The organism is Actinomycetospora chibensis (assembly GCF_028737215.1).
Taxonomy (GTDB): Bacteria; Actinomycetota; Actinomycetes; order Mycobacteriales; family Pseudonocardiaceae; genus Actinomycetospora; species Actinomycetospora chibensis.
The window spans coordinates 1-25,555 of the sequence record NZ_JAQZAM010000003.1; the positions used below are offsets into that span (position 1 = coordinate 1).

Annotated in this window: 19 protein-coding genes; 12 read left to right on the forward strand and 7 right to left on the reverse strand. The window is 73.7% G+C overall.

The annotated features are described in order from the left end of the window. Window positions 1-330: 330 nt before the first annotated feature. From PH189_RS04665 to PH189_RS04690, 6 genes are all read left to right on the forward strand, one after another. Window positions 331-945, forward strand: coding sequence for a single-stranded DNA-binding protein (locus PH189_RS04665; protein WP_274187597.1), 615 nt, complete (start codon window positions 331-333; stop codon window positions 943-945). Window positions 946-995: 50 nt separating this feature from the next. Beyond that, a complete protein-coding gene (gene ettA, locus PH189_RS04670) occupies window positions 996-2,672 on the forward strand; it encodes an energy-dependent translational throttle protein EttA (RefSeq protein ID WP_274187598.1) in 1,677 nt (558 codons plus the stop codon). 13 nt (window positions 2,673-2,685) lie between these two features. Then, window positions 2,686-5,208, forward strand: coding sequence for a hypothetical protein (locus tag PH189_RS04675; RefSeq protein WP_274187599.1), 2,523 nt, complete (start codon window positions 2,686-2,688; stop codon window positions 5,206-5,208). 151 nt (window positions 5,209-5,359) lie between these two features. Continuing rightward, window positions 5,360-10,300: an NAD-glutamate dehydrogenase gene (locus PH189_RS04680; protein WP_274187600.1), complete on the forward strand. Its 4,941-nt coding sequence runs from the start codon at window positions 5,360-5,362 to the stop codon at window positions 10,298-10,300. A 31-nt stretch (window positions 10,301-10,331) separates the two neighbouring features. Beyond that, window positions 10,332-10,760 carry an acyl-CoA thioesterase gene (locus tag PH189_RS04685; protein WP_274187601.1) on the forward strand — a complete coding sequence of 143 codons (429 nt, stop codon included), beginning with the start codon at window positions 10,332-10,334 and terminating at the stop codon, window positions 10,758-10,760. Next, window positions 10,757-11,329, forward strand: coding sequence for a DUF8010 domain-containing protein (locus PH189_RS04690; RefSeq protein WP_274187602.1), 573 nt, complete (start codon window positions 10,757-10,759; stop codon window positions 11,327-11,329). The genes PH189_RS04685 and PH189_RS04690 overlap by 4 nt, the downstream gene beginning before the upstream one ends. A gap of 2 nt (window positions 11,330-11,331) precedes the next feature. Here PH189_RS04690 and PH189_RS04695 read toward each other — a convergent pair whose 3' ends face one another. Genes PH189_RS04695 through PH189_RS04705 form a run of 3 tightly spaced genes read right to left on the reverse strand, consistent with a single transcriptional unit; the run spans window position 11,332 to window position 13,482 of the window. Next, complete coding sequence (locus PH189_RS04695; RefSeq protein ID WP_274187603.1) at window positions 11,332-12,027, reverse strand: dienelactone hydrolase family protein; 696 nt, start codon at window positions 12,025-12,027, stop codon at window positions 11,332-11,334. A gap of 10 nt (window positions 12,028-12,037) precedes the next feature. After that, window positions 12,038-12,436, reverse strand: coding sequence for a globin (locus PH189_RS04700; protein ID WP_274187604.1), 399 nt, complete (start codon window positions 12,434-12,436; stop codon window positions 12,038-12,040). Between the two features lie 32 nt (window positions 12,437-12,468). Beyond that, entirely contained in the window at window positions 12,469-13,482 is a 1,014-nt protein-coding gene (locus PH189_RS04705; RefSeq protein WP_274187998.1) for a mechanosensitive ion channel family protein, read from the reverse strand. A 232-nt stretch (window positions 13,483-13,714) separates the two neighbouring features. Between PH189_RS04705 and PH189_RS04710 the strand changes: the two genes are divergently transcribed. The 4 genes from PH189_RS04710 to PH189_RS04725 are packed head-to-tail and all read left to right on the forward strand — an operon-like array spanning window position 13,715 to window position 16,648. Then, window positions 13,715-14,374, forward strand: a complete 660-nt coding sequence (locus PH189_RS04710; protein ID WP_274187605.1) for an HNH endonuclease — start codon at window positions 13,715-13,717, stop codon at window positions 14,372-14,374. Window positions 14,375-14,410: 36 nt separating this feature from the next. Then, entirely contained in the window at window positions 14,411-15,817 is a 1,407-nt protein-coding gene (locus tag PH189_RS04715) for an amidase (protein ID WP_274187606.1), read from the forward strand. Between the two features lie 59 nt (window positions 15,818-15,876). Continuing rightward, a complete protein-coding gene (gene ctaJ / locus PH189_RS04720; RefSeq protein WP_274187607.1) occupies window positions 15,877-16,131 on the forward strand; it encodes an aa3-type cytochrome oxidase subunit CtaJ in 255 nt (84 codons plus the stop codon). Further along, complete coding sequence (locus PH189_RS04725) at window positions 16,118-16,648, forward strand: DUF5130 family protein (protein ID WP_274187608.1); 531 nt, start codon at window positions 16,118-16,120, stop codon at window positions 16,646-16,648. The genes ctaJ and PH189_RS04725 overlap by 14 nt, the downstream gene beginning before the upstream one ends. Before the next feature lie 89 nt (window positions 16,649-16,737). On the opposite strand, the gene pepN is transcribed toward PH189_RS04725, so the two are convergent. Then, window positions 16,738-19,329, reverse strand: a complete 2,592-nt coding sequence (gene pepN, locus PH189_RS04730; protein ID WP_274187609.1) for an aminopeptidase N — start codon at window positions 19,327-19,329, stop codon at window positions 16,738-16,740. 85 nt (window positions 19,330-19,414) lie between these two features. Between pepN and PH189_RS04735 the strand changes: the two genes are divergently transcribed. Next, window positions 19,415-20,023: a mycothiol-dependent nitroreductase Rv2466c family protein gene (locus PH189_RS04735; RefSeq protein ID WP_274187610.1), complete on the forward strand. Its 609-nt coding sequence runs from the start codon at window positions 19,415-19,417 to the stop codon at window positions 20,021-20,023. 16 nt (window positions 20,024-20,039) lie between these two features. Here PH189_RS04735 and PH189_RS04740 read toward each other — a convergent pair whose 3' ends face one another. Next, window positions 20,040-20,939 carry a phytanoyl-CoA dioxygenase family protein gene (locus PH189_RS04740; RefSeq protein WP_274187611.1) on the reverse strand — a complete coding sequence of 300 codons (900 nt, stop codon included), beginning with the start codon at window positions 20,937-20,939 and terminating at the stop codon, window positions 20,040-20,042. 108 nt (window positions 20,940-21,047) lie between these two features. Here PH189_RS04740 and PH189_RS04745 point away from each other — a divergent pair, with 108 nt between their 5' ends. Then, complete coding sequence (locus PH189_RS04745) at window positions 21,048-22,472, forward strand: aldehyde dehydrogenase family protein (RefSeq protein WP_274187612.1); 1,425 nt, start codon at window positions 21,048-21,050, stop codon at window positions 22,470-22,472. An 84-nt stretch (window positions 22,473-22,556) separates the two neighbouring features. On the opposite strand, the gene PH189_RS04750 is transcribed toward PH189_RS04745, so the two are convergent. Continuing rightward, a complete protein-coding gene (locus tag PH189_RS04750) occupies window positions 22,557-23,651 on the reverse strand; it encodes a CapA family protein (protein WP_274187613.1) in 1,095 nt (364 codons plus the stop codon). Between the two features lie 32 nt (window positions 23,652-23,683). Beyond that, on the reverse strand, window positions 23,684-25,528 hold the full coding sequence (locus PH189_RS04755) for a S9 family peptidase (RefSeq protein ID WP_274187614.1): 1,845 nt from the start codon (window positions 25,526-25,528) through the stop codon (window positions 23,684-23,686). Window positions 25,529-25,555 lie beyond the last annotated feature (27 nt).

Below are 25,555 nucleotides of genomic sequence, written 5' to 3' on the forward strand. Positions count from 1 at the left end.
TGCGACCGACAGGTCGTGGGAGAGTAGGACACCGCCGGAACACCCGACCACCCCCACACACACATCTCTCTTCACCCGACAAAGGGGCGAGGACTCCCACCCAGGAGCCCCCGCCCCTTTCGCGCGCCCGAACTCGATTCGTCTCTCCGGCGGCGCCCTCGGGTCCGTCCGGACCGTTCGCCGGCTCACCACGACATCGCTCCGTCCACAGTTCCCGCTGTCATCCCCAGGCACGCTCTCCGTGCTCCCGTCCTGCGCGCCGGCGGCGTGATGCTGCGTCGTGTGGGCAGGGAATCACCTCGGCCCCGGACAGGACGAGCGGAGTTCGACGTGAACGAGACGATGGTGACGGTGACGGGGAACGTCGCGGGCGACGTGATCGCGCGGCGGGTGGGTGCCAACCTGGAGCACATGCTCGTGACCTTCCGGGTCGCGAGCTCGGAGCGTCGCTGGGACAAGGCGTCGGAGTCATGGGTCGACGGAGACCGGTTCACCGCCTCGGTCAACTGCTGGCGGCGGCTGGCCGACGGAGCGCGCTGCCTGACGAAGGGCGACCCGGTGATCGTCACCGGCCGTCTCTCCGTGCGTGAGTACGAGGCAGAGGGCGTGCGGCGCTACATGACCGAGATCAGCGCCGTGGCGGTCGGGCCGGACCTCGCACGGTGCACGGCGGACGTCCACCGCCGTCGTCCCGACGTCGCTCAGGCCGTCGAGGGAGCGGTGACCGGGGGCGACGGGCTCGTAGGATCAGTAGGGCTCGGAGAGGCGACGCCCGACGTCGTCCCGGCGTTCGCCGCGACACCGAGCAGCGACGCGACCCTGGCCACCGAGGGCGCCCCGGACGTCGCGTCGGTGGTCGACGGGCCGGAGCCGGAGGGGGCGACGGTCACGGGCATCACCCCCGGTGACCGCCGGCGTTCCGGCTCCTCGCGCGCGAGCGCCTGAACGGCCCCGGGGCCGGTGGACGCCGAGCGGTGGGAACTACCATCGGAGGCGTGGCTGAGTTCATCTACACCATGAAGAAGGTTCGCAAGGCCCACGGGGACAAGGTGGTCCTCGACGACGTCACGCTGAACTTCCTCCCCGGCGCGAAGATCGGTGTCGTCGGCCCCAACGGGGCGGGCAAGTCGAGCGTTCTGAAGATCATGGCGGGACTCGACCAGCCCAACAACGGCGAGGCGTTCGCCGCCCCGGGCGCGAGCGTCGGCATCCTCCAGCAGGAGCCGCCGCTCAACGAGGAGAAGACGGTCCTCGGCAACGTGCAGGAGGGCGCGGGTGACGTGGCCACCAAGCTCGCCCGCTACAACGAGATCGCCGAGCTCATGGCCACCGACTACTCGGACGAGCTCATGGAGGAGATGGGTGCCCTCCAGGACGACCTCGACAACGCCGACGCCTGGGACCTCGACTCCCAGCTGCAGCAGGCGATGGACGCCCTCCGGTGTCCGCCCGGCGACTCCCCGGTCACGCACCTCTCCGGCGGGGAGCGCCGTCGTGTGGCGCTCTGCAAGCTCCTGCTGAGCAAGCCGGACCTGCTGCTGCTCGACGAGCCCACCAACCACCTCGATGCCGAGAGCGTCCAGTGGCTCGAGCAGCACCTCGCCAACTACGAGGGTGCGGTCCTCGCCGTCACCCACGACCGGTACTTCCTCGACAACGTCGCGGGCTGGATCCTCGAGCTCGACCGCGGGCGGGCGATCGGCTACGAGGGCAACTACTCGGTCTACCTCGAGAAGAAGGCCGACCGCATCGCGGTCCAGGGGCGCAAGGACTCCAAGCTGCAGAAGCGGCTCAAGGACGAGCTCGCCTGGGTGCGTTCGGGCGCAAAGGCGCGGCAGGCCAAGAGCAAGTCGCGTCTGGCCCGCTACGAGGAGATGGCGGCCGAGGCGGAGAAGACCCGCAAGCTCGACTTCGAGGAGATCCAGATTCCGCCGGGCCCGCGCCTGGGCAACGTGGTGGTCGAGGTGAGCCACCTCGACAAGGGCTTCGACGACCGCCTGCTCATCAAGGACCTGTCGTTCTCGCTGCCGCCCAACGGCATCATCGGTGTCATCGGGCCGAACGGCGTCGGCAAGACGACGCTGTTCAAGACGATCGTCGGCCTCGAGAAGCCGGATTCGGGCGAGGTGCGGGTCGGCGACACGGTCAAGCTTTCCTACGTCGACCAGGGGCGTGAAGGGCTCTCCGGCACCGACAACGTCTGGAAGGTCGTGTCCGACGGGCTCGACTTCATCCAGGTCGGCAACGTCGAGATGCCGTCCCGCGCGTACATCTCGGCGTTCGGCTTCAAGGGGCCGGACCAGCAGAAGCCGGTGAACGTCCTCTCTGGCGGCGAGCGGAACCGTCTCAACCTGGCGATGACGCTCAAGCAGGGCGGGAACCTCCTACTCCTCGACGAGCCGACGAACGACCTCGACGTCGAGACGCTGTCCTCGCTCGAGAACGCGCTGGAGAACTTCCCCGGCTGTGCGGTCGTGGTCTCCCACGACCGCTGGTTCCTCGACCGCGTCTGTACCCACATCCTGGCGTGGGAGGGCACCGACGATCACCCCGCCTCGTGGTTCTGGTTCGAAGGCAACTTCGCCGACTACGAGCAGAACAAGGTCGAGCGCCTCGGTCCGGACGCCGCCCGCCCGCACCGCGTGACGCACCGCAAGCTGACGCGGGACTGAGGGACCCCCCGAGGTGGAGGTGCCGGCCGGGCAGCCCGGTGTCCCAGGGCTCAGCGCGAGCGCGATCCTCGCGGTCGCGGAGGGCCTACGGTGGACGGATCCGCAGCTCAGCGTCGCCCTGGCCGAGCACGTCGCCCGGGTGGCCGGCGCGGACGCGAGCGCCCGGACCGCGGCCGAGCGGTCGGCGGTCCTCGCACTCGGACAGGCCGACCGGGCCCCCGAGCTGATCGTGCGCGCCCTGCCCCACCTCCGAGCGGCCGAGCGGGAGGGGCGCATCGTCGACGCCGGGACCCTGCGGTGCGAGCTGTCGCTCGCGGCCCTGCGGTGCGGCGATGCGGACGCCGCGGAGACCTTGCTCGAGCCGCTCGCCGCCGGGCGCGTGCTGCCCCCGGCGGTGCGCGTGGACGCCCTGGTCGCGTGGGCGGCGGCGCGGGCGAGCCGGGGGGACGTCGCCGGGGTGGACGCGGCCGGACGTCAGGTCGACGACCTCGTGGGCGAGACCGCGGACGACGCCCGGCGCCTCGCGATACGCCGCGCCCGGGCAGAGGCGCGTCGGCATGCTGGGGACATCTCCGGGGCGCTCGAGGTGTTCCGTGTCGCGGCGTCGGACGCGAACGTCGCCGGCGGGGGGCGCGAGGCCGCCCTGCTGCTCGCGGACCGCGTCGAGCTCCTCGCCGGACTCGGTCGCCTCGACGAGGCCCGCGAGGCGGGGACGCCGGCGCTGACGGAGGCTCCCCGGGCGACGACGTCGCTGGCGCTGGGTCGCCTGCGCTGCGCGCTGGCGCGGTCCGTGCACCTGCCGGCCGGTGAGTTCGAGATCGCGGAGCGCCTGGCGCGCGAGGCGGAGACGGATCTGACCGCGCGGGGCCATGAGGCGCAGGTCGCCGTGGCGGTCGAGGTGCTCGCCGCCGTCGCCGAGGGACGTGGCGACGCACGACAGGCGTTGGAGGAGCTCCGGCGCGCCCGCCCGCACCTGGACGCCGCGCACGAGGAGGTGACGCGGGCCCGCGCTGCTCTGGCGGCCGCGCTATCCCGCGACGAGGACCGGATCCCCTCGGCGGCCGGTGCCGACTCCCCGGACCGGGCCACCGGCGAGGACGCCGACGGCGCCTGGGCCACGGTGGCCACGAGCGGGGCGGGCCCCGGTGAGATCGCCACCGACACACCGTCCCCGACGGTCGCCGAGCCCGTTCGGTCGTCCACGCTCGACGGCCTGCCGACCAGCTCGGAGCCGGAGGAGCCAGATCCCGTCCCCGGCGGTGACGCCCCCGACGACCCGCCGGAGCCGGCCCCGACCCCGACCCCGACCCCGGCCGCGGAAGCCGCCGCCGCGCCGCGCCGCCGCCGGAACCGCTATCGCGAGGAGGGCGACCCGGGCGACCTGCTCGCTGCCGCCCTGGCCGCCGCCCGCGGCGAGTTCGTCGCCTTCTCGACCGCGCCCGCCACCGCCGCACCGGCGGCGACCGACACCGAGCCGCCCGATCACGGACCCGCCGAGCCCCTCACTGCCGGGCACCTCACGGCCGAGTCCCTCACCGGCGACGCGCCCAGCGACCAGCCCCGGAACGACGGCGCCCCCAGCGACGAGGCCCGGAACGGCGGCGCCCCCAGCGACGGGGCCCAAGACGGCGACACCCCGGGCGGCGACGACGACCCCGCGGCGGCCCGGCGCCGGCGGCTCGCCCGGGCCCGCGCGCGGTGGGAGGCGCCGGAGACGATCCTGCCTCGTCGCGACGACGTGCCCTCGTCCTCCCGCTCCGAGGTCCGGCGCGACGACCCCCTCGGCTCGTGGGACGACGAGCACGGGGCGACGGGCCGACCCTCCGGCGAGGACGGGACCGATCCCCTCGGGGATCGTGGCCACGAGGACATCGGCCGGGGGACGACGAGCCCCGGCGACCGCGATCCGCTCGGCCTCGAGCGGCCCAGCACGGGGGCGCGGGACGCGGACCGGGAGCGGCCCGGGAGCCCGCGACGCGGCGCCCTCGACATCCCGGACCCCACGCCCGTCACCGCGCGACCCGGCGCCGACCACACAGGCACGAACGGCCAGAACGCCCGCGGCGTGGACAGCCGGAGCGCTCTCGACCAGGGCGGCGCCACCGGCCTGGGCGCCGGCCCGGGAGGCGCCGACGACGAGCTGGCGCGGGAGCTGGCGCTCACCCTGGTCGACCTCATCAGTGAGTACGAGGACGCGGGGCTACCGCTCGGGGGCGGCCTCCCGAACGGCTCGCCGACGTCACTGAACGGGAGCAACGGCCACGCGACCGTCACGTCGTCGAGCGCCGCCGGTGTGCGGCCGGCCGGCCGGGCCGCCACGCCCCGGACCGCGACAGGCATCACGCACGCCACCCCGAGCTCGGCCACCCCGTCCCGGAACACCGGGGCGCAGGGCTCGCGCAACGGCGTGCCCTCGGCGCGCCGCGAGGACGACTCCGGCCCGCGTCTGGCCGATCTGCTCGCCGACGCCATGGACGCCTACCACTCCGCCGGCCCCGGGCCGGACGCCGCCGACGACCGGCGGGCGCGCCGGTGACCGGCGACCGGGCGCACGTCGAGCCTTCCCCGAGCCCCGGCTCGTCGCTTCGAGGCGTCGTTAGGGTGGCTCGCCTGACCCCTCGGTCGTGCCGCGGTCGGCGCACCGGGGCGACCTCCGCCCACCGACGTGCGAGGTGTGTGAGCACGCCATGACGACGACCACGAGCCGTGACGCCGCCCGGGACGGGGAGGCGAGCTCCTGGCCCGGCGTGCGGGAGGTGCTGCGGGCGGTCGCCGCCGAGCAGGATCCGCCGGACAGCGAGCTCGGGGAGCTCGCGATCACGTACTACGCCCGCGTGCCCGACGGCGAACTCGTCCCCGAGCCGGCGGACGCCCTGGCGACCGTGCGGGCCCACCGCAGCCTCGCCCGCCTGCGGGTGCCGGGCAAGCCGGTGACCGCGGTGCTCGACACCCCGGGAGCAGCGGGCCGCATCTCGGTGCTCGTCGTCACCGACGACATGCCGTTCCTCATCGACTCGGTGCTTGCCGAGATCGACCGGACCGGTGCGAGCGTGCACCGCGTGGTGCACCCGGTGATCGTGGTGCGCCGCGACGTGCGCGGCGAGCTGCTGGACATCCTCCCGCTCGCCGACCCCGCGGCGCCGCCGCCGGGCACGGTGGCCGAGTCCTGGATGAACATCGAGCTCGGCGACCTGCCCGGCTCCGACCCGGCGCGCGACCTGGCGGCCGACCTGCACGCGCGCCTCTCGGGCGTGCTCACCGACGTGCGCGAGGTCGTCGAGGACGGCGACCGCATGGTGTCCACCGCGCGCGCCCTGGCCGACGAGCTGGCCGCGGCCGGCGGCGGCGCGGACACGGCCGACACCGTCGCCCTCCTTCGCTGGTTCGCCCAGGGCAACCTGATCCTGCTCGGCTACCGGCGCCAGGAGCTGATCGACACCCCCGAGGGGCCGGCCCTGCGGGGCGTCCTCGCCACCGGGCTGGGTGTGCTGCGCCGCGACAGTCTCGTCGCGCGCACGCTGACCGCGAGTCCGGACAGCGTCCGCCCTGCCGGCGTCGCCGCCGACGCCGCGCCGCGCAAGCTGCTCGTGCTCACCCGGGCCAGCGCCCGGTCGACCGTGCACCGCCCGGAGCACCCGCTCTACGTGGGCGTGAGCATCCACGACGAGGAGGGTCGTCTCGTCGGGGAGCACCGGTTCCTCGGGATCCTCACCGTCGCCGCCCGCCACGCCGACGTGCTCGGCATCCCGGTGGTGTCGCGGCGCGTGCAGGAGGTCGTGGCCGAGGCCGGGCTCCCGGTCGACTCGTGGTCGGGTCAGCGCCTGCTCGAGGTGCTGCAGACCTACCCGCGCGCCGAGCTGCTGTGCACCGACCGCGAGTCCCTCGAGTCGACGGCCACCGGTGTGCTCGACCTCGCCGAACGGCGCCGGGTGCGGCTGTTCCTGCGCCGCGACCCGTACGGCCGCTACTTCTCGTGCATGATCTACCTGCCGCGCGACCGGTACACGACGGTGACGCGCACGCGGATGCAGGACGTGCTCATGCGCGAGCTCCGCGGCACCGACCTCGAGCACACCGCCCGGGTCACCGAGGATCAGCTCGCGCTGCTGCACGTCACGGTGCACACCGGTCGCGAGGAGCCGGTGTCGCCCGACCTCGAGGCGCTGACGAACGAGCTCGCCGAGGCCGCGCGCACGTGGTCGGACCGGCTGCGCGAGCACGCGACCGGCGAGGAGCGAGCGGTCCTCGCGAGCATCGGCGAACCGTTCGCGGAGTCGTACAAGGAGGACTTCGGCCCCGAACGCGGGCTCCTCGACCTGCGGGTCCTCGACGGCCTCACCCCGGAGGGCACCGACGGGGACGGCCACCACACCGCCGTGCGCCTCTACCGCCCCACGAACCCCGACGCCGGCGACCGCCGTCTCAAGCTCTACCTCGCCGGACGGCGCGCGACGCTCTCTTCGGTGCTGCCGGCGCTGCAGTCGCTGGGCGTCGTCGTCGTCGACGAGCGGCCCTACGGCGTCACCCGCAGCGACGGCGTGAGCTGCTGGATCAACGACTTCGGCCTGCGCCTCGGCGACACCGACACCCTGCCGCCGGGCACCGAGGCCGATCTCACCGAGCGCTTCGCGGAGGCGTTCGACGCGGTGTGGAGCGGGCACGTCGGCGCCGACGGCTTCAACGCGCTGGTGCTGCGCGCCGGCCTCTCGTGGCGCCAGGCGGCGGTGCTGCGCGCGTTCTCGCGGTACCTGCGCCAGGTCGGCAGCGCCTACGGGCAGAGCTACATCACCGACGTCGTCGGCGCCCACCGCGACGTCGCCGTCGGGCTCGTCGAGCTGTTCGAGACCCGCTTCGACCCGGCGCTGTCCGCCGACGAGCGCGAGCGGCGCGTGGCCGAGGTCGACGGGCGGGTGACGGAGGCGATCGCCGAGGTCACGAGCCTCGACGCCGACCGCATCCTGCGCTCGCTGCTGGGCGTGGTGCGTGCGACGTTGCGCACCAACTACTTCCGGCGCAACTCCGACGGCACCCCGCGGCCGTTCCTCGCCCTCAAGCTCGACCCCGCGCAGGTGCCCGGGGTGCCCGAGCCGGTCCCGGCCGTCGAGACGTTCGTGCACTCCAACCGTGTCGAGGGCGTGCACCTGCGGTTCGGCGCGATCGCGCGCGGGGGTCTGCGCTGGTCGGACCGCCTGCAGGACTACCGCACGGAGATCCTGGGCCTGGTCAAGGCGCAGGCCGTGAAGAACGCGGTGATCGTCCCGGTGGGCGCCAAGGGCGGGTTCGTGGTCAAGCGGCCGCCCGCACCGACCGGCGACGCGGCCACCGACCGCGACGCGGCGCGGGCCGAGGGCGTCGCCTGCTACCGCATGTTCGTCTCGGGGCTGCTCGACCTCGTCGACGACCGCGAGGGGCACGCGGCGCAGTCGGCGATCCGCACCCCGGAGGGCGTCGTGCGCTACGACGGCGACGACTCCTACCTGGTGGTCGCCGCCGACAAGGGCACCGCCACGTTCTCCGACCTGGCGAACGCCGTGGCCACCGACTACGGGTTCTGGCTGGGCGACGCGTTCGCCTCGGGCGGCTCGGTGGGCTACGACCACAAGGCCATGGGCATCACGGCACGCGGTGCATGGGAGAGCGTGCGGCGGCACTTCCGCGAGCTCGGCACCGACGTCGCGAGCGACGAGATCACCGTGGTCGGCGTCGGCGACATGTCCGGCGACGTGTTCGGCAACGGGATGCTGCTCTCCGAGCATCTGCGGATCGTCGCCGCGTTCGACCACCGTCACGTGTTCCTGGACCCCGACCCGGACCCGGCGGTCTCGTTCGCCGAGCGTCGCCGGCTCTTCGAGCTGCCGCGATCGTCGTGGGCCGACTACGACGAATCGCTGATCAGCGAGGGCGGTGGGGTCTTCCCGCGCACCATGAAGGCCATTCCGGTGTCGGAGCGCGCGGCCGAGGTCCTGGACGTCGAGCCGGGCACTCTCGACCCCCCGACGCTGGTCCGCGCGATCCTGCGGGCGCCCGCCGACCTGCTCTGGAACGGCGGCATCGGCACCTACGTCAAGGCGTCCACCGAGACGCACGCCGACGTGGGCGACAAGAGCAACGACGCGGTGCGCGTCGACGGCGACGAGCTGCGCGTCGCGGTGGTCGGCGAGGGCGGGAACCTGGGCCTGACCCAGCGCGGGCGCATCGAGTACGCCCGCGGCGGCGGCAAGGTCAACACCGACGCGATCGACAACAGCGCGGGCGTCGACTGCTCCGACCACGAGGTCAACATCAAGATTCTGCTGGACTCGCTCGTCGAGCGCGGCGAGCTCGCCCCGGCCGACCGCGACGAGCAGATCGCCGCGACGACCGAGGACGTGGCCGGGCTCGTGCTGGCCGACAACGTGGCGCAGAACGAGGTGCTGGGGGTGTCGCGGGCGCACGCGGTCGGCATGCTCCACGTGCACCGCGACCTCGTCGCCGATCTCGAGGCCCGCGGGCGGCTGGACCGCGAGCTGGACGTGCTCCCCTCCGAAGAGGAGTTCGACGCCCGCTGGAACGACGCGCAGGGGCTGACCAGCCCGGAGCTCTGCACGCTGATGGCGCACGTCAAGCTCGACCTCACCGATGCGCTCGCCGCCTCCGAGCTGCCCGACCTCGAGGTGTTCGCGCGCCGGCTGCCGGCGTACTTCCCGCCGGTGCTCGCCGAGCGCTACCCGGACGCCGTCGCCGCGCACCCGCTGCGCCGCCAGATCGTCACCACCATGCTGGCGAACACCGTCGTCGACGGCGGGGGACTGACCTACGTCCACCGCCTGGTCCAGGAGGTCGCGGCCTCGCCGGGTGACGCCGTACGCGCCTACCACGTGGCCACCTCGGTGTTCGGGCTCGACGACCTGGCCGCCGACCTCGCCGCGGGCGAGCACGTGCTCCCGACCTTCGTCGCCGACCGGATCACCCTCGCCGCGCGTCGGCAGCTCGACCGCGCAGCGCGCTGGTTCCTCACACAGCGGCCCCAGCCGCTCGCGGTCGGCGCCGAGATCCAGCGGTTCGGGCCGTGGATCGCGTCGCTCGCCCCGCGCGTCCCCGACCTCCTGCGCGGGGGCGAGGCCGAGAGCCTCTTCCGTCGCACCCAGGACTTCGTCGTCGCCGGCACCCCGGTCGAGCTCGCCCGGCGGGCCCTCGGCGGCCTGTACGCGTTCGGGCTGCTCGACGTCGTCGAGATCACCGAGATCGCCGAGCAGGAGCAGGGCGGGGTGCACGCCGCCGACGGCGAGGTCACCGACGACGAGGTGCTCGCCGTCGCCGAGCTGTACTACGCGCTCTCCGAGCACCTCGGGCTGGACGCGCTGCTCACGGCGGTCGCCGGGCTCGACCGCTCCGACCGCTGGAACGCGCTGGCGAGGCTCTCCCTGCGCGACGAGCTGTACGCGTCGTTGCGCGCGATCACCCTCGACGTGCTGGCCGACACCGGCCCCGAGGAGTCGGTGGACGAGAAGATCGAGCACTGGGAGCAGGCCAACGCCTCGCGGCTGGTGCGCGCGCGCACGTCACTCGCCGAGATCGCCAAGGAGCGCCGGGACGACCTGGCCACGGTCTCGGTGGCCGCCCGCCAGCTCCGCAGCATGGTCCGCTGAAACCCGCCCGATCTCAGGAGGAAGCAACCGCGTGGCTCCGTACGTCAACGACGTGGCTGTCCGCTGGTCCGACCAGGACGCCTATGGGCACGTCAACCACGCCCGCGTGGTCACCCTGCTCGAGGACGCCCGCACGGACATGGTGTTCGAGGCCGCGAGGAAGGCGGGCGCCGGCGACTTCGAGGGCGGCCTGCTCGTGTCCGCCCTGGAGGTCGCCTACAAGCGGCCGATCACGTGGTCCCCGGACGGCGTGCGCGTGGAGATGACCGCGCAGGACGTGCGCGCCGCGTCCTTCCGCATCGCCTACCGCCTCCTGCTGCCCGACGGTGACGGCGGCTGGGACGCCGCGAAGCCCGCGGTCACCGCGACCACCCAGCTCGTGCCCTACGACCTCACCAGTGAGCGACCGCGGCGCCTGACCACGGTGGAGCGGGAGTTCCTCGCGAGTTACTCGTCGTGAGCCTGGCGGTCCCCGAGGCGGCGGACCGGGCGGCGCTCGCCGACGTCGTCGGTCGCGTGGTGCGGCTCGACCCGGCGGCCGTGGTGCGCCTGCGGGACACCGGCGGCGAGGTGGCGCTCTGGGCGGGCACGCCGTTCGACGTGCTCGTCGCCGCCCGGACCCGCGGGTCGGTGGAGCCGCGCGACGTCACGGTGACGGGGTCGGACCTTCTCGCTGCGCTGAGCGTCGTGGACGCCCCGGAGGTCGATCCCGGCGCGGCGGTCGACGGCCGCTGGCGTGGCGACCTGCCGGGCGAGGGGCCGTGGCGGGCGGTGGGGTCGATCCCCGCGGAGGAGGTCGACGCCCTGGTCGCCCGGATCACCGAGGCGGGCCTGGACGACACGGCCTGGGAGGGCGGCGGGGTGCGCGTGCCCGCGCGCTGCCTCGTCGCGGTGGCGGGGATGGGGTGGCCGGAGGACCCCGCGGCGCTGACCGTCGCACTCTCCGGGGACGACGCGTGGATGCGGGTCGAGGTCGGTGACAGCGCGATCGTGCGCCGCCGCCGACCCCGACTGGCCCTGCTGACCTGACGTCAGCCGAGGTTCGCGCGCAGGAAGTCGCGCGTGGCGCTCCAGGCCTTGAGGGCCTGCTCGGGGTCGTAGGTGCCGAGCAGGTTCTCGTCGTTGAAGAAGGCGTGGTCGGACGGGTAGAGGCGGAAGTCCGGGCGGACGCCCGACTCCTTCTCGATCCGCTCGGCGAGGTCCTCGACGGCCTCCGGCGGCGCCATCTCGTCGTCCTCGCCGAAGTGGCCGAGGAGCGGGGCGGAGAGGTTCTCGAAGCTGGGGTAGTCCTCGCCCAGCACGCCGTAGAACGGCACCGCCGCACCGATCTTGTCGCCCTGCTGCGCGGCGAGGACCAGCACGAACCCGCCGCCCATGCAGAAGCCGACCGCACCCACCTTGTCGCCGGTGACGGCTTCGTGCGCGAGCAAGTAGTCGACGGCGCCGCCGAGATCGGTCGCGGCCTGCTCGACGGGCAGCTCCTGCATGAGGCGGCCCGCCTCGTCGGAGTCGTGGGTGGTCGTGCCGCCGTAGAGGTCGGGGGCCAGTGCGACGAAGCCCTCGGCCGCGAGGCGGTTGGTCACGTCGGCGATGTGGCTGGTGAGGCCCCACCACTCCTGGATGACCACGACACCGGGCCCGGAGCCGGACTCGGGGAGGGCCAGGTACCCGTGGGCGGTCCGTCCGTTGCTGGGGAAGGAGACGTTCTGGAGCGGGTTCTCGGCCATACGGGCCATCTCACCAGGTCTTGTTCATCATGCTCGTGGCAGCCATCTCGAAGTACTCCCACATCTGCCGGCGGCGCTCCTCGGGGAGGTTCGCCTCGTCCACGGCGACGCGCATGCACCGCAGCCACGCGTCCCGCTCGAGGGGGCCGATGGCGAACGGGCCGTGCCGCATCCGCAGCCGCGGGTGTCCACGCTGGTGGGAATAGGTCTGCGGGCCGCCCCAGTACTGCTCGAGGAACATCAGCAGGCGCACCTCGGCCGGGCCCAGGTCCTCCTCGGGGTAGAGGGGACGCAGGACCGGGTCGTCGGCGACCTGCTCGTAGAAGCGGTGCACGATCGCCACGAAGGTCTCGTGCCCGCCCACGGCGTCGTAGAAGGTCTCGGGCCGTCCGGCCTGCGGTGCACTCACCCCACCACGGTCCCAGATCCCGTCCCGGACCGTCAGACCGCCGGGGTGCCGGGGCCCGCGACGCCGGGGCGGCCGCCGAACGGGTACGGGGCCGGCACGCCGGCGTCGTCGAGAGCGGTCTTGACCTCGGCGGCGACGGCACGCTGCACCGCCCACTGCTCGCCCGGGCGGGTCCGGATGGTCAGGCGCATGAGGACGCCCTCGGCGGTGACCGACTGGACGCCGAGCATCTCGGGCGGCGCGATCACCTTGCTCGCGATCTTCGGTTCGGCGCACTCGGCGTTGGCGGCCCGCTCGGCGATCTCGAGGGCGTCGTCGACGTCCGCCGAGTGCCCGACGGGGATGTCGACGACGGCCACGGAGAAGCCCTGGCTGGAGTTGCCGACGCGCAGCACCTCGCCGTTGCGGACGTACCAGACGGTGCCGGCGATGTCCCGCAGCGTCGTCACACGCAGGCCGACGGCCTCGACGGTGCCGGTGGCCTCGCCGAGGTCGACGACGTCGCCGACGCCGTACTGGTCCTCGAGCATCATGAAGATGCCGGACAGGAAGTCGCGCACGAGGTTCTGGGCACCGAAACCGATGGCCACACCGACGATGCCGGCCGACGCGATGATCGGGGCGAGGTTCACCCCGAACTCGCCCAGGATCAGCACGAAGGCCACGCCGTAGATCAGGATCGTCGAGAACGACCGCAGCACGGAGCCGATCGCCTGCGCGCGCTGCGTGCGGCGCTCGACCATGAGCGGGGCGGCGTCGCGCAGGGTGCGCACCGCGCGGTCGCGCAGGGGCCGCAGCAGCGTCGGGACCCGTCCCTCGCCGGCGCCGCTGGTCAGGCGGTGGATCGCGCGGTGCACCGCGTGGCGCAGGATCACCGCGACGACGATGATCAGGAGGACGACGACGGCGTGCGCGAACAGCTCGTCGGCGGACCGGGACAGCCAGTCGGTCTGCGTGAGCCGGTAGACGCGGGCACACAGCGAGCCCTGGTCGGCCGCGCACGCGGGCGCCTCGGGCGGGATCGCGCTCGAGAGCGGGTTCTCCAGGAAGTCCGAGGGCGCCGGCGCGGGGCTGCTCGGGGCCGGTGGCGGTGTCGGGGGCGGCACGGTCACGTTCCCCGACGCTAGAGCACGCGCCGCCGTGCCCCGCCAAGCCCCGACCCTCCCCGGTCGCCCGCGCGCGGACGATCAGAACACGCGTGCGATCGCGCGGGTTGTGTGGTCGTATAGGACCAACTCCCCGGGAGGTGGTCGTGTGCACGAACGACAACCCGGCAGCGTGACTCCGCTGGTCAGCGAGGTCCCGCCCACCACGCCGCCGTACGGCGCGTTCGACCCTCCCGACCCCGTCCCCGAACTCTCCCTCGCTCCCTCGCTCCCGGCCCCGCTCTCCCCGACGCCCTCCCCACCCTCCGCGCCGTCCTGGGGCCGTCGCCGGGTCCTTCTTCTCAACGCCACCTTCGAACCGCTCACCGCGCTGCCGCTCCGGCGCGCGATCGTGCTGATGGTCTGCGGCAAGGCCGAGGTGGTCCACGGCGACGCCGCCGGGCTCGTCGTGCACTCGGCCACCGGCTCGGTCGAGGTCCCCTCGGTGATCCGGCTCCGGACCTACGTGCGCGTGCCCTACCGCGCGCGGGTGCCGCTGACCCGCGCGGCGCTGATGCACCGCGACCGCTTCCGGTGCGCCTACTGCGGCGGGCGGGCGGAGACCATCGACCACGTCGTCCCGCGCAGCCGGGGCGGGACGCACACGTGGGAGAACTGCGTGGCGTGCTGTGCCCGGTGCAACCACCGCAAGGCGGACAAGCTGCTCGCCGAGCTCGGCTGGCCGCTGCGCACCATGCCCACCGCACCGCGGGGCCGGCACTGGCGCCTGCTCGCGAGCGTCGTCGACGCCGACCCGCTCTGGCTGCCGTACCTGGGGGAGACGGCTGCCTGACACCTCGTGGACTCCTGCGTGCACGATGGTGCACCCGTGAGCGACCTCCACGAGCTGACCGCCCTCGAGACCGCGGCGGCGGTGCGTCACGGCGAGGTGACCGCCCTCGACGTCGTCGACGCGGCCCTCGCCCGCGCCGAACGCCTGGGACCCGTGCTCGGGGCGTTCGCGGTGCTGACACCCGACCGGGCCCGGGATGCCGCGCGGGCGCTCGACCGCGCCGGAGTCGCCGGCGGCGGACCGCTCGCCGGGGTGCCGACGGCGATCAAGGACCTCACCGCGACCGCCGGCGTGCCCACGGCCCGGGGTTCGGTGATCCACGACGGGGACGTCCCCGCGCGCGACGACGACGTGGTCGGCCTCCTGCGCGCCGCGGGCACGATCAGCATCGGGAAGACGGCGGTCCCCGAGTTCGGCCTGCCCTGCTACACCGAGCCCGCCGGTGCGCCGCCGGCCGTGACGCCGTGGGACACCACGCGGTCGGCGGGCGGGTCGTCGGGCGGCGCGGCCGCCGCGGTGGCGGCGGGAATCCTGCCCGTCGCGCACGGCACCGACGGCGGCGGCTCGGTGCGCATCCCGGCGTCCGTGTGCGGGCTGGTCGGGCTCAAGACCACCCGCGGGCGCGTGCCGGCCGGCCCGGCGGGCGGCGACCCGGCGGGGCTGTCGGTGCACGGCCCGCTCGCCCGCACGGTCGCCGACGCAGCCGCGTTCCTCGACGCGATGACGACGTCCGCGCCCGGCGAGCCCTTCGTCCCCGCGCCCCCGCCCGACGGCGGCTTCCTGGGGGCGCTCGCCCGACCCCCGGGGCGGCTGCGGATCGCGTTGGCCGTCGACGCGCCGCTGGACGGTGCCGTGGTCGACCCCGCCTGCCGTCGCGCCGCGGAGGACACGGCCGCGCTGCTCGCCGAGCTCGGCCACCACGTCGAGGCGGTGGCGCTGCGCCTGCCCGACGAGGTGGTCGCCGCGTTCCTGACGTTGTGGACGGTGCTCTCGCTCGGTGACCCCGTGGCGCCCGCCGACGAACCCCGCCTGCAGCCCCTGACCCGCCACCTCCGCGCCCGCGGCCGCGAGGTCGGCGGGTGGGAGGCGATGGCGGCACTGCACACCATCCAGGTGTCGACCCGAGCGCTGGTGGCCGAGCGGGCGGCGTTCGACGCCGTCCTGACCCCGACCGTCGCGCTGCCGCCCCGCCCGGTCGGGTGGTTCACCGCCGGCGGCGACCCGGCCGACGACTTCGCGCGCCAGATCGCGTTCACCCCGTGGACCGCGATCGCCAACCTCACCGGTGAGCCCGCGCTCTCCCTGCCGCTGTCGTGGTCGGACGGCCTGCCGATCGGCGTCTCCCTGCGCGGGCGGCGCAGCGAGGAGGCGGTGCTGCTCGCCCTCGGCGCCGAGGTCGAGGCGGCGCGGCCGTGGGCGCAGCGGCGCCCGCCCGCGATGTGAGGCAGGCCGCGAAGTCCTACGACGGGACGTCGTGGGCCGGATCCACTACGGTGCTGCGCGTGAGCCCGCTGACCACCTTCCTGCTCTACGGGGTGACCTCGCTCGGGGGGATCGCTCTGATCACCGCCATGACCCTCGTCCGCCCTCCCTCGCGCGGCGCCCGCTACCGCTCCGGCGACGCGTGGGACCACGAGCCGCTGTGGTGGATGGGCAACCCCCGCGGTTCCGGTGTCCCCGGACCGACCGTCGAGGCCGTGCCCGCCGGTGCGGCCGCCGAGCACACCGCCCGAGGAGGCGCTCGTGGCACGTGGTGAGGTCGTTCCCACCAGGCAGGACGCGCCGGGCGAGACCACTCGGCGCAGCGGTACTCCCGGGATGCTCGAGGACCCCGTCTACGGGGAGGCGCGCGTCGCGACGCTGTCCGGCCGCATCTCCGAGGCCACCGACGTGCTCGCCGAGGACTCGCGCACCCCGTTCACCCCGTCCCAGCTCTCGCGGCTCGACGAGGCGCTCACGCTCGCCGCGCGCGAGTCCGGGCTGCTGTTCACGCTCTGGATCGGGGCCTTGGGCCCCCGCTCCCGCGAGCGGGCCGAGGAGCTCCACGCCTCGCTCGGCGACAGCGCGGCCGAGGCGGTCGTGGTCGCCGTGTCCCCCGGCGAGCGCGTCGTCGAGATCGTCACCGGAGCCGAGTCCAGCCGCCGCATCGACGACCGCGGCGCCAAGCTCGCGGTGATGAGCATGGTCGCGTCGTTCAAGGAGTCCGACCTCGTCGGCGGGATCGTCGAGGGCGTCACCATGCTCGCCGACCAGGCGGGTGCCGCGCACCACTAGGCCGCTCGGCGCAGCCCCCTGAACGAACGAACGGCGCTTTCGTTGCATCGGATGCAGCGAAAGCGCCGTTCGTTCGTCGGGACCGGGCCTCAGCCGCGGTCGAAGTCCCGGGCGGCGAGGGCGCGAACGACGCCCGCGCGTCCCTCGGTGACCAGGCGGCGCAGGGCCGACGGGTGGTCGCCCTCGAGCCAGGCGTCCGCCGCGTCGACCGTCGCCTGCTCGACGGCCCAGGACGGGAAGAGTCCCTGCACCATGGGCTGCGCCTGCTCCGAGGACCGGCGGGCCCAGACGTCGTCGACGGCCGCGAAGTAGCGCGGCACGTAGTCGACGAGCAGCGCCTGCTGGGCCGGGTGCGAGAACCCCATGATGATCGCGGAGTTGATCGCGTTCGGGAGCGAGTCGTCCTCGACGGCCCGGCGCCACGCCTCGGCCTTGGCCTCCGGGGTGGGGATCAGCGCGCGGGCGCGCTCGGTCATCCGCCGGCCGGTGGCGGTGTTGTCGAGGGCGTACTCGGCCTCGATCTCGGCCTCGCCCGCGGCGCCGTGCGCGACGAGCGCGTGCAGGAGACGCCAGCGCAGGTCGGTGTCGACGGTGAGGCCCTCGAGCGGCTTCTCGCCCGAGCGCCACCCGACGATGGTGTCGATCGCCTCGCCCGTGAGCACCGACCCGGCGAGCGCGTTGACGATCGCCAGCTGGTGGTCGGAGCCCGGGTCGGCGTGCGCCAGCTCCAGCAGGCGCGCCACGAATGTCGGCCACCCCTCGGTGACCGCCCAGCCCGGCTCGGCGTAGGAGGCGAGCGCGGTCTGGGCCTGCAGCAGGAGGCGCTGGACCACGCCGACCTCGGACTCGGCGGCGAGCCCGGCGGTGACGAGGGCGACGAAGTCGCGGGCGCGCAGCTCGGCCTCGCGGGTCATCTCCCAGGCCGCCGACCAGCACAGGGTGCGGGGCAGCGGCTCGGCGATGTCGCCGATGCGGTCGATCAGGGTGGTCAGCGAGCGCTCGTCGAGGCGCATCGTGCAGTAGGTGAGGTCGTCGTCGTTGACCAGCACCAGGGCGCCCGCCTCGACGCCGACCAGCTCGGGCACCTCGGTGCGGTCGCCCGAGACGTCGAGCTCCACGCGGTGCTGCCGGATGAGCTTGCCGCTGCCCCGCTCATCCCCATCCTGGCTGTCGCCGTAGATCCCCACCGCGAGCCGGTGGGTGCGCAGCTCGCCCGCGCCGGGCCGGGCGCCGCCCTGCACGACCTCGAACGCGGTGTAGCGCCCGTTCTCACCGACGCTGAACGACGGCGACAGCGAGTTGAGCCCCGTCGTCCGCAGCCACTGCGCGCTCCAGCCAGACAGGTCGCGGCCGGACGCCTCGGTCAGGGCGCCGAGCAGGTCGTCGAAGGTCGCGTTGCCGTACGCGTGGCGCGAGAAGTAGAGCCGCAGCCCCGACAGGAACTCGTCCTGCCCGACATAGCTGACCAGCTGCTTGAGGACGCTCGCGCCCTTGGCGTAGGTGATGCCGTCGAAGTTGACCTCGACGGCCTGCAGGTCCGGGATGTCCGCGGCCACGGGGTGGGTCGAGGGCAGCTGGTCCTGGCGGTAGGCCCAGCTCTTCTCGACGTTGGCGAAGGTCGTCCACGCGTTGCGGTACTCGGTGGCCTCGGCCTGGCTGACGACGCTCGCCCAGGTGGCGAACGACTCGTTGAGCCACAGGTCGTCCCACCAGCGCATGGTCACGAGGTCGCCGAACCACATGTGCGCCATCTCGTGCAGCACGGTCTCGGCGCGGCGCTCGTAGAGGTAGCGCGTGACGCGGCTGCGGAAGACGTAGTCCTCGAGGAACGTCACGGCGCCGACGTTCTCCATCGCGCCCGCGTTGAACTCGGGGACGAAGAGCTGGTCGTACTTGCCGAAGGGGTAGGCGACCCCGAAGTTGCGGTGGTAGAAGCCGAAGCCCTGCTTGGTCTCCGTGAACAGCCGATCGGCGTCCATGTGCTCGGCGAGGCTCGCGCGGCAGAAGATGCCGAGCGGGATCGTGCCGTGCTCGTCGGAGTACGTGTCGTCCCAGCGGGCGTAGGGCCCGGCGATCAGGGCGACGAGGTAGGTCGAGATCGGCGCGGTCGTGGCGAACGCGTGCCGCTTGGCGCCGTGCTCCCCGTCGGTCACCGCGTCGGTGACGGCCTCGGTCGCGCCGTTGGAGATCACCTGCCAGCTCGCGGGCGCCGTCACCGTCGCGGTGATCGTCGCCTTGAGGTCGGGCTGGTCGAAGCAGGCGAACATCCGCTTGGCGTCCGCGGTCTCGAACTGGCTGTAGAGGTAGACGCCGCCGTCGACCTGGTCGACGAACCGGTGCAGGCCCTCGCCGGTGTTCATGTAGCGGCCGTCGGCGTCGACGACGAGCTCGTTCTCGGCGGCGAGGTCGGGCAGCGCGATGCCCTTCTCCTCGTCGTAGTCGGCGACGTCCAGCTCGCGCCCGTTGAGCGTCGCCGAGCGCACCCCGGCGGCGACGATGTCGATCCAGGTGGAGGCGCCCGGCTCGGCGGCCCGGAAACGCACCGTCGTCGTGGAGCGGAAGGTCGACTCGCCGGGGTTGCCGGCGCCGTCGGTGAGGTCGAGGTCGATGGCGTAGGACTCGACGTCGAGCAGCTCGGCGCGCGTGATGGCGTCGTCGCGGGTCAGGTTCGGGGCAGCCACGACGCCACCCTAGGCGGTCGGGAACATCACCGGCCCTGCCGTCGGTTGCCCCGGTGAGACTCTCTGGAAGGGGAACCCGATCGCCATGGCTGAGAAGACCCGCGTCGACTTCTGGTTCGACCCGCTGTGCCCGTTCGCCTGGATCACCTCGCGCTGGATGCTCGAGGTCGAGAAGGTGCGTGACGTCGAGACCCACTGGCACGTCATGAGCCTCGCCGTCCTCAACGAGGGCCGGGACCTGCCCGAGGAGTACGCCGAGATGATGAAGAAGGCGTGGGGCCCGGTCCGCGTCGCCATCGCCGCGGCACAGCAGAAGGGCGACGAGGTCCTCGCGCCGCTCTACACCGCGATGGGCACCGAGATCCACAACAACGACAACAAGGACTTCGACGACGTCATCCCGAAGGCGCTCGCCGAGGTCGGCCTCGACGCCTCTCTCGCCCAGGCCGCGTACTCCGACGAGTACGACGAGGCGCTGAAGAAGAGCCACCACGAGGGCATGGACCCGGTGGGCATGGACGTCGGCACCCCGGTGATCCACGTCGACGGTTCGGCCTACTTCGGCCCCGTCCTGACCCGCATCCCCCGGGGGGAGCAGGCCGGCACGATCTTCGACGGCGCCAAGCTCCTCGCGGGCTACGAGTACTTCTACGAGCTCAAGCGCACGCGCGACACCGAGCTGAAGTTCGACTGAGCCCCGGGCGCCGGCGTCACATCGACGCCGGCGCGGACTCGTTCTGCTGCAGCGCGAACAGGCTCGTGTAGCCGCCGGACCAGTCCGGCGGGATCAGGCACGGGCGCTGGTCGTGGTGCGCCCAGCGGGCCCGTTGCCCGCGGACGACCTCCTCGGCGTGGCTCGAGGGCAGGGGGTTCGCGGTGTAGGGCATGGCGTCGGCGGCCTTGTAGACGTTCAGCAGCAGCGGGCGGCCGATGGGTGAGTCGTTCGCCGCCGAGTGGTGCGCGGTGCGGCAGTTGTGGATCGTCACCGAGCCGGCGGGGCCGGGCAGGTAGACGGTCCGTGTGGTGTCGAGGCCGGCGGCGTCGCGCGCGGAGAGCGCCCCCGCCCAGGCGCCGTCGTCGCCGTAGAGGTCGTACAGCGGGCCGTCGTGGCTACCGGGCAGGACGCCGAGCGGGCCCTGCTCCATGCCGCAGTCGTACAGGTACGTCCCGAACGTCAGCGGCGTGTAGTTCGTGTGCGGCCAGTACTGGATGTCCTGGTGCCACTTGACCTCCGCGCCGCCGCGGGCCCACTTGAAGTTGAGCTTCGAGTGGTGGAAGGCGACGTCGGGCCCGACGAGGTCGGCCGCGACGTCGGCGAGCAGCGAGTCCCGGGCGTAGGCCCAGTAGTCCGCGTGCTGGTCGACCGGGCTGGTGACCCGGCGCAGACGTGGTGCGTCGGCCGTGTGGTCGGGCTCGAGGTCGAAGACGCGGTCGGAGGCACGGAGCATGCGGCTGCGCTCGACCATCTCGTCGGTGGCCGCGCGAAGGCGCACCAGCCACTCGTCGGGGATGAGCCGCTCGAGCAGGAGGTAGCCGTTCTCCCAGTACGACTCGCGCTGCTCCTCGGTGACGACCTTCGCGGGCGTTTGCCGGATCTCGTCGATGAGCATGGGGGCCTCCACCTGTGTGTCCGTGCTCACACGGTAGGTCAGACGAGCGGGCACGTCGCCCCGTCGGGCAGGGTGGGGGGCGAACCCCACCGACTCGGAGGCACGGCGATGACGACCGGTACGGACACCCTGTCGCGGCACTGGATCGACGGGGCCTGGCAGGAGGGTTCCGGGTCGATCGCGGTGGTCAATCCCGCGACCGGCGACACCCTCGCCGAGGTCCCGGCGGCGGGCACGGCCGAGGTCGACGCCGCCGTGCAGGCCGCCCGTCGGGCCTTCCCCGCCTGGGCGGCCCGGCCGCTGGCCGATCGGGTGGCGGCGCTGACGGCGATCCGCGAGGGCATCAAGGCTCGCAGCGCCGAGATCGCCGCGTCGATCACCGCGGAGATGGGCTCGCCCACGAAGTTCGCGAGCACGGTGCAGACCGGCATGCCGATGGCGACGTCCAAGGGCATCATCGGGCTGGCGCAGTCGTTCCCGTGGACCGAGGAGATCGGCAACTCGCTGGTCGTGCGCGAGCCGATCGGCGTCGTCGGGGCCGTGACGCCCTGGAACTACCCGCTGCACCAGGTGGTCGCCAAGGTCGCGCCGGCGCTGGTCGCGGGCTGCACGATCGTGCTCAAGCCCAGCGAGGTCGCCCCGCTGACCGCGAGCATCCTCGCCGAGATCACCGCCGAGGCCGGCCTGCCACCCGGCGTCTTCAACGTCGTGCACGGCACCGGGCCCGAGGCCGGTGAGGCGCTGGCGAAGCACCCGGACGTCGACATGGTGTCGTTCACAGGCTCGGTGGCCGCCGGCCGTCGGGTGCAGGAGGTCGCCGCGGCCACCGTCAAGCGCGTGGCCCTGGAGCTCGGCGGCAAGTCCGCCAACATCGTCCTCGACGACGCCGACCTCACCCAGGCCGTCAAGCTCGGCCTCGGCAACTGCTTCATCAACGGTGGCCAGACCTGCACCGCGTGGACCCGGCTGCTCGTGCCGGCGTCGCTGCACGACCAGGTGGTCGAGATGGCCGTGGAGCAGTCGGCGAAGTACACCGTCGGTGACCCGACCGAGGAGTCCACCCGCATCGGGCCGATGTCCTCGGAGCGGCAGCGCGAGCGCGTCGACGGCTACATCAGCACCGGGGTCTCCGAGGGTGCCGAGCTCGCCGCAGGCGGCCCGGGACGTCCCGACGGGCTCGCGCACGGCGCCTACGTCCGGCCGACGATCTTCTCCGGCGTGCGCCCGGACATGACGATCGCCCAGGAGGAGATCTTCGGGCCCGTGCTGTCGGTCATCTCCTACGACACCGAGGACGAGGCCGTCGAGATCGCCAACGCCACCGTCTACGGGCTCGCGGGCGCGGTGTTCGCCGGGTCGCAGGAGCGCGGCGTCGAGGTCGCGAAGCGCATGCGCACCGGCCAGGTCGACGTCAACGGCGGCGCGTTCAACCCGCTGGCGCCGTTCGGTGGCTACAAGCAGTCGGGCACCGGCCGCGAGCTCGGGCGCTACGGGCTCGAGGAGTTCCTCGAGATCAAGTCGATCCAGCTGTAGGGGCTCCGCGCTCCGCGCCGGACTCGACGATCCGCCCGGAACATGTCGTTCGGCCGTCGACGGCCACGCACGGAAAGCCGCCCGTCACCCCCGCGTGAGCCCGGCCGCGACGGTGCCGCGGGGGGCGACTCGGGCGTCGGTGCGGGCGCGAGCGGCCTCGGCAGGGCTGCCGGGCGGGGCGGAGGTGACGTCCACGACGCGGATCGGTGGACCGACGTCGATCCACGTCGGCACGTACTCGGCACGCGCGACGCGCCACCGCCCGTCGGGACTCCGGGTGAACGTGAAGCGGCCGAGGGCGCCGTCGTCGGTGCCCGGGGTCTCCTGGTCGGCGAGCTGATTGCCGAGGCCGTAGGCGACCCACTCGTCGCCGAGGCGTTCGAAGGGTTGCACGACGTGCGCATGGTGGCCGATGAGCAGGTCGATGTCGGGGCTCGCGAGCAGCTCGGGGGCGAGGCGCAGCTGCTGGGCGTTCGGCTCGGGGTCGTTCTCGGTGCCCCAATGGGCGGACAGGACGACGACGTCGGCGCCGGCGGCACGGGCGCGCGATGCGGCGGCGAGCACCGGGGAGGGGTCGAGCATCGCCACGCTCCACGGATCGCCGGGCCGGGCGTCGTCGTTGACGCCGAAGGTGGCCGACAGGTGCGCCACCCGGACGCCGTGCACGTCGTGCAGCGTCGTGGCCGCCGCCTCGGCGGGTGTCCGGGCCGTGCCCGCGTGCCGCACACCGGCGGCGTCGAGGGCGCCGAGCGTGCGCGCGACGCCGTCCGTGCCCTGGTCGAGCGCGTGGTTCGACGCCGTGCTGCACCCGTCGTACCCGACGGCGGCCAGCGACCGGGCGAGCTCGGGTGGCGCATTGAACGCCGGGTAGCCGGCGTACGGGCCGCCGGGCCGGGCGAGCGGGACCTCGAGGTGGCAGAGCGCCAGGTCGGCGCCGGAGATGATCGGGGCGAGCGCGGCGAGCTGCGGCGCGAAGTCCGGCACACCGCCGCCGTCGGCCAGGGCCTGTGCGGTCACCGTCGGGTGGACCAGGACGTCCCCGCCGGCGACGAGGGTGAACGACGTCGGAGCGGGGGGCCCGGCCGACGGTCGGGCGGACGCTGCGGGGGAAGGGGCCGAGGAGGGCGCACACCCGACGAGCACCGCGCAGGCCAGGAGGACGAGGGCGCGGACGAGCACACGCCCAGGGTGCGGCACGGGCGCCCGCGGCGTCAGGACGAGGACGTCCCGAAGTGCGTGCAGAGCCAGTCCACGCACTCGTGGATGAAGCGCACGCGGTTCTCGGTGCGCTGGATCTCGTGGCCCTCGTCGTCGAAGAGCAGGTACTTCATCGGCACGCCGGCGGCCTTGGCGCCGTGGACGGCGAGCTCGGCCTCGTGCACCGGGACGTTGGTGTCGAACTTGCCGTGGATCACCAGCAGGGGAGCGCGCAGGTGATCCATGCGGTGCACGGGGGAGAGCTCGCGGAGCAGGTTGCGGTCGTGGATCGGGTGGCCGTACTCGCCGACCGCGGCGTCGGCGATCCACGGCTCGGTGCGCGCGAAGAACGTCTCGAAGTCGGCCATGCCGCACACGTCGATGCCGACCGCGAAGAGCTCGGGGTGGTTCACCAGCGCCGCGAGGGTGAGATAGCCGCCGTAGGAGCGGCCCATGACGCCGACCCGCGCGGGATCGGAGACACCGGCGTCGACGAGGTGCTCGACGCACGTCGCGACGTCGCGGATCGCCGCGAAGCGGCCCGCGCCGTTGTCGGCGTTGACGAACGAGCGCCCGAACCCCGAGGAGCCGCGCACGTTGGCCGCGTAGACGGCGATGCCCCGGGCGAGCAGGTGCTGGTAGAGCGGGGTGAACACGGGGCGCTCCTGCGCCTCCGGCCCCCCGTGCAAGTAGATCACCGTGGGCAGGGGCCCCGCTTGGCCCCGCGGCCGGTAGAGCCACCCGGGCAGGCGCAGGCCGTCGGGGGTGGTGACGACCTCGAGCGTCGGGTGCACGAGCTGCCCCGGCGACCAGGACGGCTCCTCCTGCGGGCAGATCAGCGCGGTGGTGTCCGACGAGAGCTCGTGGCACCACACGGCGGCGGGCACCTCGGGGGCCTGGATGCCCATGACCAGGGAGTCGCCGTCGTGGCTGAAGACCGCGCTGGTGACGACGTCGCCGGGCGGGGCGTAGGCCTGGGACTTGCCGGAGGAGATGTCGAGCAGGTCGACCTCGCTGCGCCCCTCGGCGTTCCACACGAGCGCGGCGACCATCGCGTCCTCGGTGAGGGCGAAGCGCTCGAGCTCGGCGTCGAGGCGCTCGGCGAGCACCTCGGGCGTCATCGGCCGGGCGTCGGTCGCGACGTCGACGCGGACCAGCGCCGCGCGCTCGCGCCCGCCGTCGGTGAGCAGGTACATCTGGGTGCCGTCGGGGCAGAACCGGCCGGCGACCACGCTGGAGTCCCGGGTGATCGCCACCGGGTGCTCGACCGCACCCGGCGGGCCGCCCGGTCCGCGCCCGGAGTCGATCTCGTGCCAGCCCTCGGTGCCGTCGAGGTCGACGATGCCGACGTGGCGTGACCCGCGACGACCGCGGCGCAGCAGCACCCGGCGCCGGTCGCGGCTCACGTCGAGGATCTGCAGGGCGTGCCCCGAGCCCACCCGCTGGCGCTGGGAGGACTCGGCGTCGACCAGCCACGCGGTGGTGGTCTCGTAGTCGGACTCGGTGATCGCCAGCACCGAGCCGGTGTGGGTGAAGCGGTCGAGGGTCACCGCGCCGCGGTCGCCGTCGCCGACCCCGCGGACCGGCCGCAGGTCGCTGCCGTCCGGCCGGACGATGCACACGTTGCTGCGCTCGCCGCCGTCGGGCGCGGTCTCGACCGCCAGCCACAGCCCGTCCGGCGACCAGCGGACGGTCGAGACGAGCTCGTCACCCGTGTCGAGCGACCACTCCTCGCCGGTGGCCCGGCGATGCATGCGCACCTGCGGCCGGCCGTCCCCGTCCCAGACGAAGGCGATCGTGGTGCCGTCCGGCGAGGGGCTGGGCGACCAGCAGCGTGTGGCGCTGATCCACTCGTCCACCGGCCCGCGTCCTCCTTCGGTTGAGCA

Excerpts from the sequence above, each read along its gene's own strand:
- PH189_RS04680 (WP_274187600.1), top strand. The coding sequence starts at position 5,360 with ATGACGACGACCACGAGCCGTGACGCCGCCCGGGACGGGGAGGCGAGC.
- PH189_RS04695 (WP_274187603.1), bottom strand. The coding sequence starts at position 12,027 with ATGGCCGAGAACCCGCTCCAGAACGTCTCCTTCCCCAGCAACGGACGG.
- PH189_RS04735 (WP_274187610.1), top strand. The coding sequence starts at position 19,415 with ATGGCTGAGAAGACCCGCGTCGACTTCTGGTTCGACCCGCTGTGCCCG.
- PH189_RS04740 (WP_274187611.1), bottom strand. The coding sequence starts at position 20,939 with ATGCTCATCGACGAGATCCGGCAAACGCCCGCGAAGGTCGTCACCGAG.
- PH189_RS04745 (WP_274187612.1), top strand. The coding sequence starts at position 21,048 with ATGACGACCGGTACGGACACCCTGTCGCGGCACTGGATCGACGGGGCC.